General features: G+C 69.9%; 12 protein-coding genes and 2 pseudogenes. 8 read left to right on the forward strand and 6 right to left on the reverse strand.

From position 1 onward, the window contains the following. Window positions 1-288 (forward strand): Rrf2 family transcriptional regulator (locus tag IE172_RS34525; RefSeq protein WP_229886067.1); only part of this gene is annotated, 288 nt, incomplete at its 5' end. Window positions 289-654: 366 nt separating this feature from the next. On the opposite strand, the gene IE172_RS14685 is transcribed toward IE172_RS34525, so the two are convergent. Next, window positions 655-1,467 carry a hypothetical protein gene (locus IE172_RS14685; protein WP_190097666.1) on the reverse strand — a complete coding sequence of 271 codons (813 nt, stop codon included), beginning with the start codon at window positions 1,465-1,467 and terminating at the stop codon, window positions 655-657. Window positions 1,468-2,150: 683 nt separating this feature from the next. Here IE172_RS14685 and IE172_RS14690 point away from each other — a divergent pair. Next, window positions 2,151-2,315, forward strand: a complete 165-nt coding sequence (locus tag IE172_RS14690; RefSeq protein WP_164367173.1) for a helix-turn-helix domain-containing protein — start codon at window positions 2,151-2,153, stop codon at window positions 2,313-2,315. Here IE172_RS14690 and IE172_RS14695 read toward each other — a convergent pair. From IE172_RS14695 to IE172_RS14705, 3 genes and pseudogenes are all read right to left on the reverse strand, one after another. Further along, a pseudogene (locus tag IE172_RS14695) lies at window positions 2,282-2,419 on the reverse strand (transposase); the annotation flags it as partial. The gene IE172_RS14690 and the pseudogene IE172_RS14695 sit on opposite strands and share 34 nt — an antisense overlap. A 449-nt stretch (window positions 2,420-2,868) precedes the next feature. Beyond that, a complete protein-coding gene (locus IE172_RS14700; protein ID WP_403375030.1) occupies window positions 2,869-3,144 on the reverse strand; it encodes a transposase in 276 nt (91 codons plus the stop codon). Beyond that, window positions 3,123-3,285 (reverse strand): annotated as a pseudogene (locus IE172_RS14705) (IS3-like element ISMyma3 family transposase); the annotation flags it as partial. The gene IE172_RS14700 and the pseudogene IE172_RS14705, both read right to left, overlap by 22 nt. 499 nt (window positions 3,286-3,784) lie before the next feature. On the opposite strand from IE172_RS14705, the gene IE172_RS14710 reads away from it, so the two are divergent. Both IE172_RS14710 and IE172_RS14715 read left to right on the forward strand, forming a co-directional pair. After that, window positions 3,785-8,968 (forward strand): DUF6531 domain-containing protein, encoded by a 5,184-nt coding sequence (locus IE172_RS14710; protein WP_190097667.1) that lies wholly within the window; start codon window positions 3,785-3,787, stop codon window positions 8,966-8,968. 1 nt (window position 8,969) lies between these two features. After that, on the forward strand, window positions 8,970-9,251 hold the full coding sequence (locus IE172_RS14715; RefSeq protein ID WP_102637709.1) for a hypothetical protein: 282 nt from the start codon (window positions 8,970-8,972) through the stop codon (window positions 9,249-9,251). Between the two features lie 84 nt (window positions 9,252-9,335). Here the strand turns inward: IE172_RS14715 and IE172_RS35430 are convergent, their stop codons facing one another. Together IE172_RS35430 and IE172_RS14725 are read right to left on the reverse strand one after the other, a co-directional pair. Then, the gene (locus IE172_RS35430; protein WP_403374577.1) at window positions 9,336-9,713 is read right to left on the reverse strand and encodes a transposase; all 378 of its coding nucleotides are present in this window, start codon (window positions 9,711-9,713) and stop codon (window positions 9,336-9,338) included. Between the two features lie 923 nt (window positions 9,714-10,636). Then, window positions 10,637-11,611, reverse strand: coding sequence for a helix-turn-helix transcriptional regulator (locus tag IE172_RS14725; RefSeq protein ID WP_190097668.1), 975 nt, complete (start codon window positions 11,609-11,611; stop codon window positions 10,637-10,639). 161 nt (window positions 11,612-11,772) lie between these two features. Here IE172_RS14725 and IE172_RS14730 point away from each other — a divergent pair, with 161 nt between their 5' ends. The 4 genes from IE172_RS14730 to IE172_RS14745 all read left to right on the forward strand — a co-directional run bounded on the left by IE172_RS14730 (window position 11,773) and on the right by IE172_RS14745 (window position 16,277). After that, a complete protein-coding gene (locus IE172_RS14730) occupies window positions 11,773-12,174 on the forward strand; it encodes a RidA family protein (protein ID WP_190097669.1) in 402 nt (133 codons plus the stop codon). A 249-nt stretch (window positions 12,175-12,423) separates the two neighbouring features. Then, window positions 12,424-14,151, forward strand: coding sequence for a VanW family protein (locus tag IE172_RS14735; protein WP_190097670.1), 1,728 nt, complete (start codon window positions 12,424-12,426; stop codon window positions 14,149-14,151). A 116-nt stretch (window positions 14,152-14,267) separates the two neighbouring features. Further along, window positions 14,268-15,080, forward strand: coding sequence for a DeoR/GlpR family DNA-binding transcription regulator (locus IE172_RS14740; RefSeq protein ID WP_190097671.1), 813 nt, complete (start codon window positions 14,268-14,270; stop codon window positions 15,078-15,080). Between the two features lie 300 nt (window positions 15,081-15,380). Next, on the forward strand, window positions 15,381-16,277 hold the full coding sequence (locus IE172_RS14745) for an SDR family oxidoreductase (RefSeq protein WP_190097672.1): 897 nt from the start codon (window positions 15,381-15,383) through the stop codon (window positions 16,275-16,277). Window positions 16,278-16,353 lie beyond the last annotated feature (76 nt).

Raw genomic sequence — 16,353 nt, forward strand, 5'->3', positions numbered from 1 at the left:
AGGGCCGGGCTCGTGGAGTCCCGGCGGGGCGTGGGCGCGGGCTGGTCGCTGGCGCGCGAGCTGGAGTCGATGACCCTGCTCGACGTGTACGAGGCAGTGGAACCCGGCCCGCTGTTCGCGATGCACCGCACCACCCCGGACCAGGGATGCGTGGTGGGTCACGGCATCCAGCCGGCAATGCGGGGCATCTACCAGGACATCGAGGAGACCCTGAGACACGAACTGGCCCGCGTCACGCTCGAGAAGGTACTCAGGGACGTACTCGCGGCACCTCGCCAGCCTCTCTGATCAGATGGGCGACCCCGTGCGAACCGTAGGGTTCGGCGTGGGTTCTGCCCACCGGGGCGGAGTGACGTGAGCGTGGAGACAGAATCCCGCGCCGAACGCGTTGGATCCACCGCCGGAACAGACGGCGGGCGCAGGCCGAGTTCACCGCGGACCAGGCCGTACTCGTCCAGCGGCTCTACGCCGACGAGCGGGAGAAGACCGTCCAGCAGATCCCCGGCAGATCCGGCGTGCCCCGTTTCACGGTGCACGGGCGCCTCGACAAGCCCAGACCGTCCCCCGCCAGGCCCAGAAGGCTGCGACCGCCCACCCAGCCGGACAGCCGCACAGCCGGACAGACCATCAGCTGCCGCAATGATCGGCAGACCCTCAGGCCAGGACGTCGACGCGCCCCGAGCACGCCCGCTGAATGGCCTGCAGGTCCGCCCGCGCAGGGCCGGCTCTTCCGCCGTGGACAGCTGTCCGCACCTTCGCCTCGATCTCAGCCACCACCTCGTCGGTGAGGAACGGCAAGCCGATGCGGCGGTAGCCGGTGTCCACGGGCGTGGACAGGCCGAGCTTGACGGCGTCCCAAGCCCGCAGCGCCGCTTTCTGCTCGTCGGTGTGGCCGCCGCCCGCCTGCCGCCCGCCGCGCAGCCGCCGGATCCAGGGCTTCGCCGTGCTCGTCGTGCTGCGGCTGCGTGCCTGGTCGAGCTCGTCGAGGTCTCTCAGCAGGGTCTGTGTGTCGGCGTGGATCTGCGTGCACAGCTTCCGCGCCCGGGCGAATGTCTTGTGGGTGACCACCGCAGCGGTCACCACGAGCGTCAGGCCAGTGGAAATCAGAGGCACCGGGTGCGTGGCGACGAACCGTGCCCCCAGGAAAGCCACCACGGCGAAGATGCCGGTCACGTTCGCCAGCGCCCGGAAGACAGCCGCTCGCTGGATACGGCTCGCGAGCCGCTCCAGGACGTGGTCCTTCGGCTCGGCGATCCGAGACAGGATCGTCAGCGCGATGTAGATCAGTGCCAGCGAGAGCGCGGCCTGCCGGTAGTTGACCGGCTGCGCCGTGCCGTCGAAGACCTTGACCAGACTGACGATCGGGCCGGGGACCGCGAAGCTCCCGACGATGAACAGGATCGCGAAGATTTTGAGGATGCCCTCACGGAGATGGTTCGCCTTCAGGTAGCGGTTCAGGGCTGGCATCCCGGAAAGTGCCACCACCCATCCGCTGATGAAGAGGAACTTACCCAGCCCCCGCTGGCCGTCCCGGAAGAGCAGGTCGCCGTATGCTCGCGAACCCGAGGGGGAGCAGAGCGAGTTGCCCGTAGGTGCGCACGGTGCGGACCGTTGTCATGGGCCCACTGTGCGAGACCGCACCGGTCGGCCGTGCTGATTTTGAGGTAGGCCAGAGGGTTTCGGCGCCGTACGACGGTTGTTGGTTCGCTTACCTGCCCGCGCCGCGCTCGGATTGCGCCTGCCGTCAGCCGCTGCTCGGAGACATGCCTGCCCCGACCCGCCCGCGCGTGGGCTTTCGCAGGCCAGTGACCGGCTGGTGAGTGATCGGCCGACGATTTACTACCAACCCATTGACTGTTCCGAGCCGAACGGCGTTGATCGAACCTGAGGGATACCGTTGACACCGGTACAGCTCGTCACGACTGCCGATCAGGTAAGGGCTCTTTCCCGGATTGCTGCCCGCTGCACCGCATCGTCTTCACCCGGCTACGTCACGACCCACGCACCCTGGCGTACTACGAAAGCCGCACCCAGGAGGGCAAGACCCGACGTAAGATCATCCGATGCCTCAAGCGGTATGCGGCCCGCGAGGTCTTCAACCTAGTCAGACCAGTGTCCAGCACCCCCGCGTCATAGGGGCGTCCTGGAGCATGCCCACGAAGCAGCGGCCGTCCACCGTGTCGCTAGCCGCACGGCTGGGCACCGACTCCAAGACCGTGTGGAACTGGCTGCATGGAAAGTCGCGGCTGTCGGCGGGCGGCCCCACCAGCTCCTTCGAGAACAAGGCGGCGTTCGCCTGTCGGTCGCCGCCGTAGTTGAGCCGGCGCGTGCGCCGTCGGCCGGAGGAGTACTCGATGGGGCTGACTCCGCAAAGGGCAGCAAAGGATGCCTCGGTGTTCAGCCGCTCGGGACGTCGCCCGTCATGGCTGCGATCGCGAATTCAGCGTCCCTGAGAACAGCGCTGGAAGACAAACTGCATGACGAGCCGAACGCGTCACGCGGGCACGCACAGTCAACTTCACAGTGATGCCCCACCGAAGCGCTCCGGTGGGGCTTCGTCTCATGGCTCCAGGTGGAGGCCCGCCAAGGATGCTCCCCGGCGGGGCCTCGATCTACACCGGCGCTGTCACGCGTCTGTCACCAGCTACGCCGACGCCACCGGACCGCAAAGCCCTGACCTGCTACAACGCGCACACCATGGACTGGCATGGACGCCGATAGACGGTCTCTACAACCTGTGCCATGTGGTGCCCAGTGAGGGACCCAGGATCAGGACCGGGGCGTCTTCTGGCCCGTCGAAGCGGTATTGCAGGGTGTTCGGTGGTGTCTCACTCACGTCCCGCACCCTCTCACGTCTCACGGACGCCCCTAAAACGCAGGGGTGCGGGAAGCCGGTCTGACCAGGTTGAATACCTCGCGGGCTGCGTATCGCTCGAGGCGTCGGATGATCTCGCGTCGGGTCTTGCCCTCCTGGGTGCGACGTTCGTAGTACTTCTTGGTGCGCGGGTCGTGACGCAGGCGGGTGAAGACGATGCGGTGCAGGGCGGCGTTGGCCTGCCGGTCTCCGCCGTGGTTGAGCCGGCGCGTGCTCCGCCGGCCGGAGGAGTACTCGATGGGGCTGGTCCTGCGGACCCAGGTCCTCACCGTCTCCGCTGAACCGATCCCCAGCTTGGCCGCGACCGCCTTCATCGCGGCCCACTCGGTGGGGCAGTCCGGGCGGATCTCCGCAACCATGCGCACCGCGCGCTCGCGAAGCTCGGGAGGGTAAAGGGACGGACGTGCCATGACTCGATCCTCTCAGGGGAATCGAGCCTCCATCAGACGAGTAGTTCAAGCAGCCGGTTCTTTCGTTTTATGCCCGCTACCTTCTCTTATCTCTCCGTCAAAGGTCCGTTTACCCGCCTCACCTCGCACTTTGAATCACTTTCGCGCCATAGCGAGTGGCCAAGCGGAGCCCTTCGGTCACGCAGCCAGCGAACTCATGGCCAAGGCGATTGGGGACCTCGTCGGGTTTCGGCCCCGCTTCCCACGGCACGTTAGTTCGAGGGTTTGCCTGATCATGCATCACCGCGACGTCTCTTCACTCCTGACTCACAGGTGATGCACTGTGCGCACACAAGCGCGAAGACTTGTCACGGTCGCTCTGGCCCTGGCATTGCTGGCAATAGCGGGTGTCGCCCCCTCCTGGGCGTCCCCAGGGGGCCAGCCTCACTCCGCGGGCACCGCGGTCATCGCACAGGCGCAGGCCCGCACAGCTGCGGATCTGCCCAAGCCCCCCAGGCCGATGACGCTGGCCGAGCGCCGCAAGCAGCTCGACGAGGACCGGCACGAACGGTCCCCGATGCGCGACTACATGAACGCGCCGGAGCGGGCACCCAAGGGTAAGCCCCACAGTCGACCGGACACAGACCGCCTCGAACGCGGTCCCGCCGCCGAGTCGAAGGTGGCTGTGCAGCCCTTCGCAGCGGCGGCCGAGAACCCGACCTCAGTGTCGTCCTGGGCCACCGCGTACCCGGGCATGCTGTCGATCGGCGGGCAGGTGAAGCTGCCCAAGCGGGGGGACTCGTACACCGGCATGTGGCTGTACGTCCTGGACGAGGGCGGCTCCCCGGTCGTCCAGCAGGAGATCAAAAAGGCGGCGGACGACCCCAGCGGCGCCACCCCCGACACCGGGGCCTGGTGCTACGACTGGTGGTCGAGCAACTCCTACCCCACCGACCAGTGTTTCTGGTGGGCCGGCAGCGCGCTGGGCGGCATCCTCCAGGACGGTAAGAAGTACTACGCCTGGGTCTTCCTCAACAGCGCCGACGGGACGTCGAGCCCCGGCGGGACCACCTCGCCGCTGGTGGAGGCGTTCTACACTCCGGTGATCCCTGGAGCGCAGGCGGGCATCTGCACCTGCTACGCGCAGGCGCACCGAGCAGACCCGGTCAACACGGCCACCGGCATGTTCTTCGAACAGCTCACCGACGCCTCCCTGGTGAGCCCCGGTGTGCCTCTGGCCCTGGAGCGCACCTACCGCTCCGATGCGAGCGCCGTCGGCCTGCTGGGGCGCGGCTGGGCGACGCCGTTCGACGCGAAGCTGGCACTCGCGACAGGGAAGGTGACTTACCGGGCGGACGACGGGGCGTCGTTCGTCTTCACCCAGAACAGTGACGGCACCTACACCGCCCCGGCGGGTTCTGCGGCCAAGCTGGTCAAGGGCACGAGCACCTACACGATCACCACGTCAGACCACACCAAGCGGACGTTCAACAGCAGCGGCCAGCTCACTTCCGTGGTCGACAGAGTCGGCAAGGGGCTGAGCCTGACGTACGCGTCGGGCACGCTCGCCTCTGTCAGGGACGCCGCCGGGCGCACCACCACCTTCACGCCCCATGCCGACGGACTGCTGTCCAAGGTGGGCCTGCCGGACGGCACGTCCGTGTCGTACGGCTACACCGGCGGTCTGCTGACGTCGGTGACCGACCCGGCCGGCAGGACGTCGTCGTACGCCTACGACGCGAACAAGCGACTGTCCTCCTACACGGACCCGGCGGGCGGCAAGGTCACCAACGTCTACGACACCGCGGGCCGTATCAAGTCCCAGACCGACCAGAACGACAAGACCACCACGTTCACCTGGGACGGCAAGAGCGAGTCGCACACCACGGCGCCCGACGGCGGCGTGTGGACCGACGTGTACGCCGGCAACGTCCTGATGGAAACCATCGACCCGTACGGCAAGAGCATCGCCTACGACTACGACCGCCATCTGCGGCCCGTCGCCATCACCGACCAACGCGGCAACACCACGGAGATGACGTACGACAGCGCCGGGCGGATGCTCACCCGCAGCGCCCCCTCCGCGCTCGGTTACGTGGAGAGCTGGACCTACGACGCCGCGGGCAACATCACCAGTCACACCGACGGCCGCAAGAACAAGACGACGTACACCTACAACACATCGAACCAGCTGACGTCCACCACGGATCCGCTGGGCGGCAAGACCGGCTACACGTACACCCCGCTCGGCTCGCTGGAAACCGTGACGACGCCACGTGGCAAGGTCACCACCTACGGCTACGACACGGCCGGCAACCGGACCTCGGTCACCACGCCGCTGGGTGAGAAGACGACGTTCACCTACGACAAGGCCGGCCGGATCCTCACGAAGACGGACCCGCGCGGCAACGTCACCGGCGCCGACCCGGCCGACTTCACCACGACGTACACCTACGACGGCCGCGGCCTGCTCAGCTCGGCCACCGACCCGCTGGGCCGCACCACGACCTACCAGTACAACGGGGCCGAGCAACTGACGTCGGCCAAGAACCCGGCGGGCGACACCACCACGTTCACCTACGACGACGCCGGACACCTCACCCGGACCACCGACCCAGCCGGCAACTCCGTCACCCGCACCTATGACGCGAGCGGACGCCTGTCCTCCCAGACCGACGCGACCGGAGGCAAGACCACCTATACCTACGACAAAGTGGGACGCCTGCTGAGCAGCGTCTCGCCGCGCGGCAACGCCACCGGCGCCGACCCGGCCGCGCACACCACGAGTTACACCTACGACGCGGCCGGCAACACCATCAAGGTCACCGGCCCGACCGGCGCGTCCACCACCACGACCTACGACGCCATCAACCGGCCCCTCACGGTCACCGACCCGCTGGACCACACCACCAGCTACACCTACGACGCCAACGACAACGTCACCAAGATCACCGACGCCGCAGGCGAGACGGTCACCTCCGTCTACGACAAGAACAACCGGCTGACCAGCAGTACCAATCAGCTGGGCAAAATCACCACCAACGCCTACGACGCCGACGGCAACCTGCTCAGCCGCACCTCCCCGCTCGGCCACAAGTCGAGCTGGACCTACGACGGTGACGGGCGCCAGGCCACCGCGGTCGACCCGCGCGGCAACACCACCGGCGCAGACCCGGCCCAGTACACGACCACCTACGGCTACGACCCGGCCGGCAATCCCACCACGGTCACCGACCCACTCCGCGGCGTGACCACCACCGCCTACGACGCCGTGAACAACGTCGTCAAGCAGACGGACGCCGACAAGCGCGCCACCGCCTACGGCTACGACAAGCTGGACCGGCTGACCGAAGTCACCGCTCCGGACGGTGCAGTCACCACGTACGGATACGACACGGTGGGCAACGTCACCGAGCGTACCGACGCCAACGGGCACGTCACCACGTACGGCTACGACGCGGCCCGCCGCCCCACCTCGGTCACCGACCCGCTGAAGCGGGAGACCACCTACGCCTACGACGCCGCCGGCAACCTCACCAAGAAAATCACGCCCCGCGGATCCACCGGCTACACCTACGACCCGCGCGGCCTGCTCACCAAGGTCGACCACTCCGACTCCACTCCCGACGCGACGTTCGGCTACAACGACGCCGGGCAGCTGACCGCCCGCGCGAATTCGAAGATCTCCGAGGACTTCGTCTACGACGCGGTCGGAAACCTCACTAAGACGCGCGGCTTCGCCTACACCTACGACGCCGCCGGGCAGATGCTCACCCGCAAGTACTCCGACGGCAACACGACCACCTACACCTACGACAACGACGGCCGCACCGCCACGATGCTGGCCGACGGCAAGACCACCACCTACACCTGGGACCCGGCCGGCAACCTCACCAAGTCCGCACTGCCCAACACCGAGACCGAGGACCGCACATACGACCGGACCGGCCGCCTCACCGCCGTCACCTCCACCAAGGCCGGCACCACGGTCACCAAGACCGCGCACACCCTCTCCCCCGCGGGCCTGCCCACCCACGTCGACATCACCCGCGCCAACGTCGGCACGACCGGCTACGACCTCACCTACGACACCGCAGGCCGTCTCACCTCCGGCTGCTTCCCGCAGCCCTGGGTCGCCGGCTGCGCCGCGAGCCGCGCCACGTCCTACACCTACGACAAGGTCGGCAACCGCCTGACCTCCAGCCTCGGCACCACCTCCACCAGCTACGCCTACGACGCGGCCGACCAGCTCATCTCCACCACCACCGGCACCACGACCACCGCCTACGACTACGACGCCGAAGGCAACCAGACCAAGAAGGGCGCCGACACCTACACCTACGACCTGGCCGGACAGATCTCCGCCGCCACCGTCGGCGGCACCGCCTACACCTACGACCACGACGCCAGCGGCAACCAGGTAGCCACCCTCAAGGACGGCGCGGTCACCCATCGCACCCAGTGGGACCCCAACGCACCGCTGCCGATCCTGGCCACCGAGTACGACAGCGCCTGGACCATCAAGCAGTCCTTCCGCTACGACCCCCTCGGCCAGCCCACCTCCGTCAAGACCGGCACAGGTGCGCTCTTCTACTACCACCACGACACCCAGGGCTCCCCGGTCGACGTCACCAACAGCACCGGCACCCTCTACCAGCGCTGGGCCTACGACCCGTTCGGCACCCGCGTCCTGGGCACCACCACCGGCGGCGCCCCCGCCAGCCCGCCCTCCTACACCGGCGCCCGCTACGAAACCACCACAGGCAACCTCGACCTCCACGCCCGCCAGTACAACACCACCACCGGCCGCTTCACCCGACCCGACCCCGCCACCCGCACCCGGACCACGCCGTACATATCGCCCTACGCCTACGCCGACAACGTCCCCACCCTCCTGACCGACCCCAGCGGACTGACCCCCGACGACCCGAACAACGACCGCGTCGACAGCCTCGGCGAAGCAGCGGGCATCTTCGGTGACGCCTTCGTCGACGTCTTCAAGTCGCCCTTCGTCCTCGCCGGGGACCTGCACGACGCATTCACCGGCGAGAACGGCGGCGCCGGCGCCTTCGTCGACAAGTACCTCCCCGTCCGCCCCGCCTACCGCCTCTACCGCGCCGAATACATGCTCCGCCAGCAGGGCTGCGACGCCCTCGCCGATCTGTACGCCGAAACCGCCGAAGAACTGACCCAGCAGATCGCCCTCGTCGGAATCGGCGGACTGACGGGATGGCGCAGAGCCGTGGTCGAGCCGGGCGGGGGACGTTACTACGGGGAACCGAGTTCGACGCGGTTCGGACTCCCCTACTACACGCCGGAAACCCCGTCGTCCATGAGCCGCATCAACCCGGAGGGCGGCCGAAGGAACTGCGGACTGTGTGCGACCGCCGGCGACGACCTCATGGCCGGCCGGAATCCGAATGGGGTGTCCGGAGCAGACCGCCCGCTGACGCGGGCCGAGGTGTCAGCGATGACAGGGCTACCGTTCCGGAAGGTCGGCGGCCTCAACGTCATCGTGAGCGACATGCTGCGCTGGGGACCCGGTGCTCGGGCGATCATAGGAGCATGGCCGAGGAAGGGCGTGGGCCACTACTTCAATGTCGCGAACATCGATGGAAAGGTGGTCTTCCTCGACTTCCAGTCGGGCAAGGCCAATCCAGCGCACAAGAGATACCGCGACTACTACGTGATGAGGACCAACTGACATGCTCGACCCGGAAGAAGCCGAGCGCAGGGCCGCGGAGTTCCTCACGGAGGAAAGCAGAGCATGGGGGCTGTCCTCCAACGTGAGGATCATTCCCGAGTACTGCTTCACGGACAAGGGACGGTTCATCGCTCCCTACGACCATGTCGAGTACCTCGATCACGGACGTCAGGACATGCAACTCGGCGGGAACCTGCCCGTGGCCGTCGACCTGAATACCGGAGCGTGCTCCTTCGTCACCTGGGAGGAAGCGGATGACCTGATGGAGCGTGACCTGCTCTGAGTTCGAGCAAGCGGGTCAGCCCGGTGAAGTAGCGGATTTTCCGTGCCTTCTGGTCTCAACAGCCGAGTGAGCACCGCTGTAGGACTACTGGAAAGGCACGGCAGTCCGCATGCACGCAGTCCGGCCCGGGTGATCGCGACGCTGCCGCGTGCGAGCCCCGGCCGTCGACCATGAGGGAAGCCCTCTTCGATGTCTTGCCCTCCTGGGTGCGGCCTTCGCAGTACGTATGGGTGCGCGGGTCGTGGCGCAGGCGGGTAATGACGATGCGGTGCAGGGCGGCGTTGGCCGCCGGTCGCCGCCGTGGTTGAGCCGGCACGTACTACTTCGGCCGGAGGAGTATTCGATGGGGCCAACTCCGCAAAGGGCGGCAAAGGACGCCTCGGTGTTCAGCTGCTCGGGTCGTCGTCCGTCATGGCTGCGGTCGCACACTTCAGCGTCCCCGAAAACAGCGCTGGAAGACACACTGCATGACGAGCCGAACGCGTCACGCGTGCACGCGCAGTCAACTTCACAGTGATGCCCCCACCGGAGCGCTCCGGTGGGGCTTCATCTCATGGCTCCAGGCAGAGGCCCGCCAAGGATGCTCCCCGGCAGGGCCTCGATCTATCACCGGCCCTGTCACGGGTCTGTCGCCAACTACGCCGACGCCACCGGACCGCAAAGCCCTGACCTGTTACAACGCACACACCATGGACTGGCGTGGACACCCATGGACGGTCTCTACAACCTGTGCCATGTGGTGCCCAGTGAGGGACCCAGGATCAGGACCGGGGCGTCTTCTGGCCCGTCGAAGCGGTATTGCAGGGTGTTCGGTGGTGTCTCACTCACGTCCCGCACCCTCTCACGTCTCACGACGTGACACACGGCCGGGGAAACGGGCCGGCCCCCGCCCTTCGCGGCGCGGCACCTCCGGCGCCGGCGGAACCCCCGGTGATCCTGGTGCGGGTTCTCCGGCGCGTCCGCGCGGCTTCCCGGACACCGTGTTCCCCGGGGCCGCGCGCCCTCCGGATCCCGCGCGGCGGAAAGCCTTCCGGGATCTCCCCGTCCCCCACAGCGGAACTCCACACGGTGGACGAGCCGTGTCCTCTCCTCACCAGGGCTCGGTCTTCCGGAGACCTCGGCGCCTCGCCACGCCCCACGGCCCCGCGCCCTCGGTCGGCGGGACGTCGACGTCTCCGCGGCCGCCATGGTGCCGTGTTCCGCCGGTTCGTTCGAGGGGTAACCGCGTCCGCGAAGGGCGAAGCAGGCGCGTCGACCGCGGCACATGGCACGGAATCGTGGTGGACAAGGACGCAGGCGACCACCCCGGCGGAGGCGCGCCGCGCGACGCCGGCATCGAAGCCGTCTCCGAGACCGTCGGGCCTCGCGCGGGGCGGACGGAGTCCTCAGGGCGTCGTCCCGTAGCGGGTCGCGACCGCCGTCGCCCGGTCGCGCAGGGAGGTGCGCAGCCACCGCGGGGCCAGGACCTCCGCGTACGGGGCGTGCTCCCACAGGGCCCATTCGGCGTGCCGTGCGTCCTGGAACTCGACGTCCATGCGCAGTCGGCCGTCCGTGTCGGTCGTCTCGGCCCGGACGGCCAGGGCGGTGGCGACCAGGTGGTCCCGGCGCCCGGGGTCGACCCGTACCTCCACGGCGGTGGTGTCGCCGCCGGTGCGGAACCGCGTGCCGCGTTCGCGCCAGGCCCGGTCCAGGTCGACCGTGTCGGCGCGCTCGGCGGGTTCGTCGGTCTCCTCGGCCTCCAGGACCCGGCTCAGCCGGTAGGTGCGGTCCTCGGCACCCCGCCTGGCCAGCAGGTAGCCCTGGTCCCTGACGGTGACCAGGCCGATCGGGTCCACCGTGCGCCATGCGGGAGGCCGGTTCACGGCCGCGTAGCGGATGCGCAGTCTGTGCCCGGCGAACACCGCGCGCCGCACCTCGGCCGCGACGGAGTCGGGGACCTCCTCGGGGGCCACGCGGCGCGAGAGCAGATCGGTCTCCGGGTCGACGAGCAGGCGCTGGGCCGCTCCGGCGGCGGTGTCCCGCAGCCCTTCGGGCAGGGTGTCGACCACCTTCAGCACGGCCGAGGCGAGCGCCGATCCGAGACCGAACAGCTGCGCGCCACGCCGTGATCCGGCGACCAGGAGGGCGAGCGCCTCGTCGTGGTTCAGGCCGGTGAGCGCCGTCCGGAAGTCCGGCAGCAGCGCGAAGCCGCCGTGCCGGCCGCGCTCCGCGTAGACCGGGACCCCGGCCGCGGACAGCGCCTCCATGTCGCGCAGCACCGTCCGGGTGGACACCTCCAGCTCACGGGCGAGTGCCGGCGCGGTCATCCGGCCTCGCTGGCGCAGCAGGAGCACCAGGGAAACCAGGCGGTCGGCTCGCACGGGAAGAACCTAGCGGACATACATGACGGAGGTTGTCATGTTTTGTTGCGAGGCTCCCTCACACGACGTCAGACCGGCGTCTGTCACACGGCGTCAGACCGGCGTCCGTCGCGGCGACGGGCGTAGCGGTGTCCGTGAACCGAAGGACCGAAGGAGCAGGTATGGCGAGGGAACGTGGCGCGGTCAACCCGGTGCCGTGGTCGGTGGAGAGGGGCTTCAACCAGGGTGAGCTCGTCTCCGGCCACACGCGCACCCTGTACATCTCGGGCCAGACGGCGATGAGCGGGGACGGCAGGCCCGAGCACGACGGGGACATGGCGGCGCAGCTGGCGCTGAGCGTCGACAACGTCGAGGCGGTGCTCGCCGAGGCGGGCATGTCCCTGGCGAATCTGGTCCGGCTGAACGTCTACACGACCGATGTCGACCTGCTCTTCCGGCACTACGGAGTGCTCGCGGGCCGTCTGGGCGCCGCGGGTGTCGCGCCGGCCACGACCATGCTCGGTGTGACACGGCTGGCGATCCCCGGCCAGATGATCGAGCTCGAGGGCACAGCCGTCGGGTGACGCGTTCCCTCCCCTCCCCGGGGCGGCCCCGGTCCACAGGGCGGAGGCGCCGGTTCCGTGTCCGAACTCACGCCGGCACGGGCCCGCGCCTCGTCAGGGCGTCCGCGGCGCCGAGGTCCTTGATCCTTAAGGCACGGTGTGACCTCTGATGCGACCTTTGGCGTCTGGTGGTGCATTAGCCTGGCGACTGTTCCCGCACACCGTGCCGTGCCCTCGGGGTGCCCGTCACCCGGATCGTTCAGGAGACCCATGCGCCCCCGGATACCCGCCCTTGCCGGCATCGCGTCGCTCCCGCCCGTCGCCCTGGCGGGCGGTGCGCTGGTTGTCGGTGTCGGGGGTCTGTATCTCACCGGGCTGCTGCTCACCGGCGGTGAGATCGAGGCGGGGACGACGGTGCGGGGCGTGGACATCGGGGGCCTGAGCCGCGAGGAGGCCACCGCGAAGCTGGAGCGGCACCTGGCGGCGGCCGGCTCGCGGGAGATGGCCGTGCGGGTCGGCGAACGCCGGGGCGCGGTCGACCCGCGGGAGGCGGGGTACTCCTTCGACATCGAGGGGACCGTGGACCGGGCGACGTCCACCGGCGCCGATCCGATCGGCGTGATCGGAGGGCTGTTCCGCTCGGGCGGTGACATCGAGCCGGTGGTGCGGGTCGACGAGGACAAGGCGCGCGCCGCCCTGGAGAAGCTGGCGGGGACGCTCGACACGAAGGCCCGGGAGGGTGCCGTCTCCTTCTCCGACGGCCGTGTCGCACAGGTCGCCCCGCGCACGGGGCACGCGATGGACGTGGACGCCTCGGTCGACGCCCTGCGCGAACCCTTCCTGCGCCGCGCGGCGGACTCGGTCACGGAGCTGCCCGCCCGGGAGAGCACGCCGAAGGTCACGGCGGACGAGGTGCGGCGGGCGGTGCGCGCGTTCGCGGACCCGGCGATGTCGGCACCGGTCACCCTCACCGCGGGCGGCAAGCGGTTCACGCTCTCCCCGGCCGTGCTGGGCGAACACCTGACCATGCGCCCCGACAAGGCCGGCAGGCTCGCTCCGGAACTCGACAGCGAGGGCCTGCGGGCCGAGCCCGCGGTGACCGACGCGCTGAAGGACCTGCCCCGCACGCCCCGCAACGCCCGGCTGACGGCCCAGGGCGACCGGGCCGTCGTGGCCGCCGACGCACGGACCGGCGTGGAGGTCACCGACAAGGCCCTGGGCAAGGCCGTACTGCCCCTGCTCACCAAGTCGGGCACCGCCCGCACCGGAGAGGTCGACACCCGGGAGATCCAGCCGGAGGTCACCCGCGCGAACGCGGCGCGCCTCGGACTGACCGAGAAGATGTCCTCCTTCACCGTCAATTTCGAACCGGCCGCATACCGCACGACGAACGTCGGCCGGGCCGTGGACCTCATCGACGGCTCCGTCGTCATGCCCGGCGAGACCTGGAGCTTCAACCGGACCGTCGGCGAACGCACCGAGGCCAACGGCTTCGTCGACGGCATCATGATCTACGACGACCAGTACAAGAAGGCGCCCGGCGGCGGTGTCTCCGCCGTGGCCACGACCGTCTTCAACGCCATGTTCTTCGCGGGGGTCGAGCCGGTCGAGTACGGCGCCCACTCCTTCTACATCGAGCGCTACCCGGAGGGCCGCGAGGCGACGGTCGCCTGGGGCAGCCTCGACCTGCGGTTCGCCAACGATTCCGGCAAGGCCCTCTACATCGAGGCCGAGTCCACCGACACGTCGGTGACCGTCACCTTCCTCGGCACGAAGAAGTACGACGAGGTCACCTCGGTCAAGGGGCCGCGCACCGGGGTGCGGCAGCCGTCGCGGAAGGTGAGCACCGCCGAGGAGTGCGTGCCGCAGACCCCGCTCGAAGGGTTCGACGTCACCGTGGAGCGGGTCTTCCGCGACGGCGGCCGGGAAGTGGGCCGGGAGCCGTTCCGCACCCGGTACACCCCGCGCGACGAGGTCGTCTGCGAGAGCGGGAGCTGACCCCGGGGGCACCGCCTCACCTCCCGCTGCCCGGCCCGGCCGCCCCCGGCACCGCGCGCCGGCGCGTCCCTTACCGTGTCCGGAGCGCAGCACCGAGGTCCGAGGGAGTCCGACACATGTCCAAGCACGAGCGGTGGAGCGAGCTGCTGGAGCTGCTGGCCGGAGCGGGCCGGATCGACGTGGACGACGCGGCCACCGCCCTCGGGGTCTCCGCCGCGACCATCCGCCGTGACCTCGACGAGCTGGCCGGACAGCAGATGCTCGTGCGCACCCGGGGCGGAGCCGTCGCGCACGGTGTCTCCTACGAACTGCCCCTGCGCTACAAGTCCTCCCGCCACGCCTCGGAGAAGCAGCGCATCGCGACGGCCGTCGCGGAGATGCTCACCGACGGTGACGTGGTGGGCCTCAACGGCGGAACGACGACGACCGAGGTGGCACGGGCCCTGGCGCTGCGGGCGGGCGGCAGCCGCGACGGACGGGGGCGGCGGGACGCGGCCGAGACCTCGGCGCCCGTGTTCACGGTGGTCACCAACGCCCTCAACATCGCCGGTGAGCTGGCGGTGCGCCCACAGGTGAAGATCGTGGTCACCGGCGGGGTGGCCCGTCCACAGACGTACGAACTCGTCGGACCGCTCACCGCCGGCGTGCTCAACGAGGTCGTGCTCGACGTCGCCGTCCTGGGGGTCGACGGCGTCGATCCGGAGCTGGGGCTGATGACCCACCACGAGGACGAGGCCGGCATCAGCCGGCTGTTCGCCGAGCGGGCGCGCCGGGTGATCGTGGTCACCGACGCGTCGAAGATGGGGCGGCGCGCCTTCGCGCGGATCTGCGGCCTGGACCGCGTCGACGTCCTGGTGACCGACGCCGGGCTGCCGTCCGGCATGACGGCCCGGCTCACCGAGGCGGGGGTCAAGGTCCACACCGTCTGACCGGGCCGGGCCCGTCGCCGGGACCGCTCGGGGGCGTGCCGTGGGGTTTCGGCAGGGTCGGGGCCGGTCGCGGAGGACGGACCGGCGGTCGGTGCCGATGCCGGTCCGGCCCACCCGGACGGTCCCGCGGCGTGGGACCGGGGGGACCGCTCGCGCAGAGGTCCCGTCGGGCGGACGACCCGCATGCGCGGGCGTCCGCGCACGTTCCGGGCGGGGGGCGGAGCAGCCGCTGACATGCCCGCGGGCCCGAGCGCGTCTAGCGTGGGCCGGGGAGTGCGCCACCGCGGAAAGGAGCCGCCCATGCCGGTCGCCCGCAACCCCTTGCACGGCCGCGTCGCCGTGGTGACCGGAGCCGCGCGCGGCCTCGGAGCGGCCATGGCCCGGGTCCTGGTCGAACGGGGCGCGACGGTGGCGCTGCTGGGCCGCGAGGAGAGAACGCTGGCCGCGGTCAGGGACGCGTTGCCGGCCGGACGCTCGGTGTGCTGGGAGGTCGACGTCACCGACGACCGGGGCATGGGCCGGGCCGCGGCCGGCATACGCGCGCGGCTCGGACCCGCCTCGGTGGTGGTCGCCAACGCCGGACTGGCGGAGGGCGGCCCCTTCGCGGAGTCGGACCCGGCGGTCTGGCGGCGCGTGGTCGAGGTGAATCTCATCGGCAGCGCGGTCACCGCGCGGACATTCCTGCCCGACCTGTTCGAGACGCGCGGCTACTTCCTCCAGGTGGCGTCGCTGGCCTCCATCGGCGCGGCGCCGATGATGAGCGCCTACTGCGCGTCGAAGGCGGGGGTCGAGTCGTTCGCCCACGCGCTGCAGGCGGAGGTCGCCCACCGGCACGTGGGGGTGGGCATCGCCTACATCAACTGGACGGACACCGACATGGTGCGCGACGCCGACCGGCACCCCGTGCTGCGGGAGTTGCGCGGGCACATGCCGCCGCCGGCGCGCAGGATGTACCCCGCCTCGTACGTGGCGGGCAGGCTGGTGCACGCCGTCGAGCGACGCCGTCCCGCCGTCTACGTGCCGCGGTGGCTGCGCGCGACCCAGCTCGTGCGGGGCGCGATGCCGCCGGTCGTCACGTCGCTGTCGCGGCGCGAGCTGCCGCGTCTCGGCGCCGAGGAGCCGTTCGCCGCGACCGGGCTGCTCGGCGCCGGCGGCCGGGCCGACCAGGAGGCCGGCACCGACGCCCCGCGCGGCTGAACGGCCGCGCCGCCCGGTGCATCCGCGGCGGGCGCGGAGCGGGAAACGGAGGCGACCGCACCGTGCGGGGTGCCCG

This window comes from Streptomyces griseoflavus (assembly GCF_014649995.1).
GTDB lineage: Bacteria > Actinomycetota > Actinomycetes > Streptomycetales > Streptomycetaceae > Streptomyces > Streptomyces griseoflavus.

Excerpts from the sequence above, each read along its gene's own strand:
- IE172_RS14710 (WP_190097667.1), top strand. The coding sequence starts at position 3,785 with ATGACGCTGGCCGAGCGCCGCAAGCAGCTCGACGAGGACCGGCACGAA.
- IE172_RS14690 (WP_164367173.1), top strand. The coding sequence starts at position 2,151 with ATGCCCACGAAGCAGCGGCCGTCCACCGTGTCGCTAGCCGCACGGCTG.
- IE172_RS14685 (WP_190097666.1), bottom strand. The coding sequence starts at position 1,467 with ATGCCAGCCCTGAACCGCTACCTGAAGGCGAACCATCTCCGTGAGGGC.
- IE172_RS14745 (WP_190097672.1), top strand. The coding sequence starts at position 15,381 with ATGCCGGTCGCCCGCAACCCCTTGCACGGCCGCGTCGCCGTGGTGACC.
- IE172_RS14730 (WP_190097669.1), top strand. The coding sequence starts at position 11,773 with ATGGCGAGGGAACGTGGCGCGGTCAACCCGGTGCCGTGGTCGGTGGAG.
- IE172_RS14735 (WP_190097670.1), top strand. The coding sequence starts at position 12,424 with ATGCGCCCCCGGATACCCGCCCTTGCCGGCATCGCGTCGCTCCCGCCC.
- IE172_RS14740 (WP_190097671.1), top strand. The coding sequence starts at position 14,268 with ATGTCCAAGCACGAGCGGTGGAGCGAGCTGCTGGAGCTGCTGGCCGGA.
- IE172_RS14715 (WP_102637709.1), top strand. The coding sequence starts at position 8,970 with ATGCTCGACCCGGAAGAAGCCGAGCGCAGGGCCGCGGAGTTCCTCACG.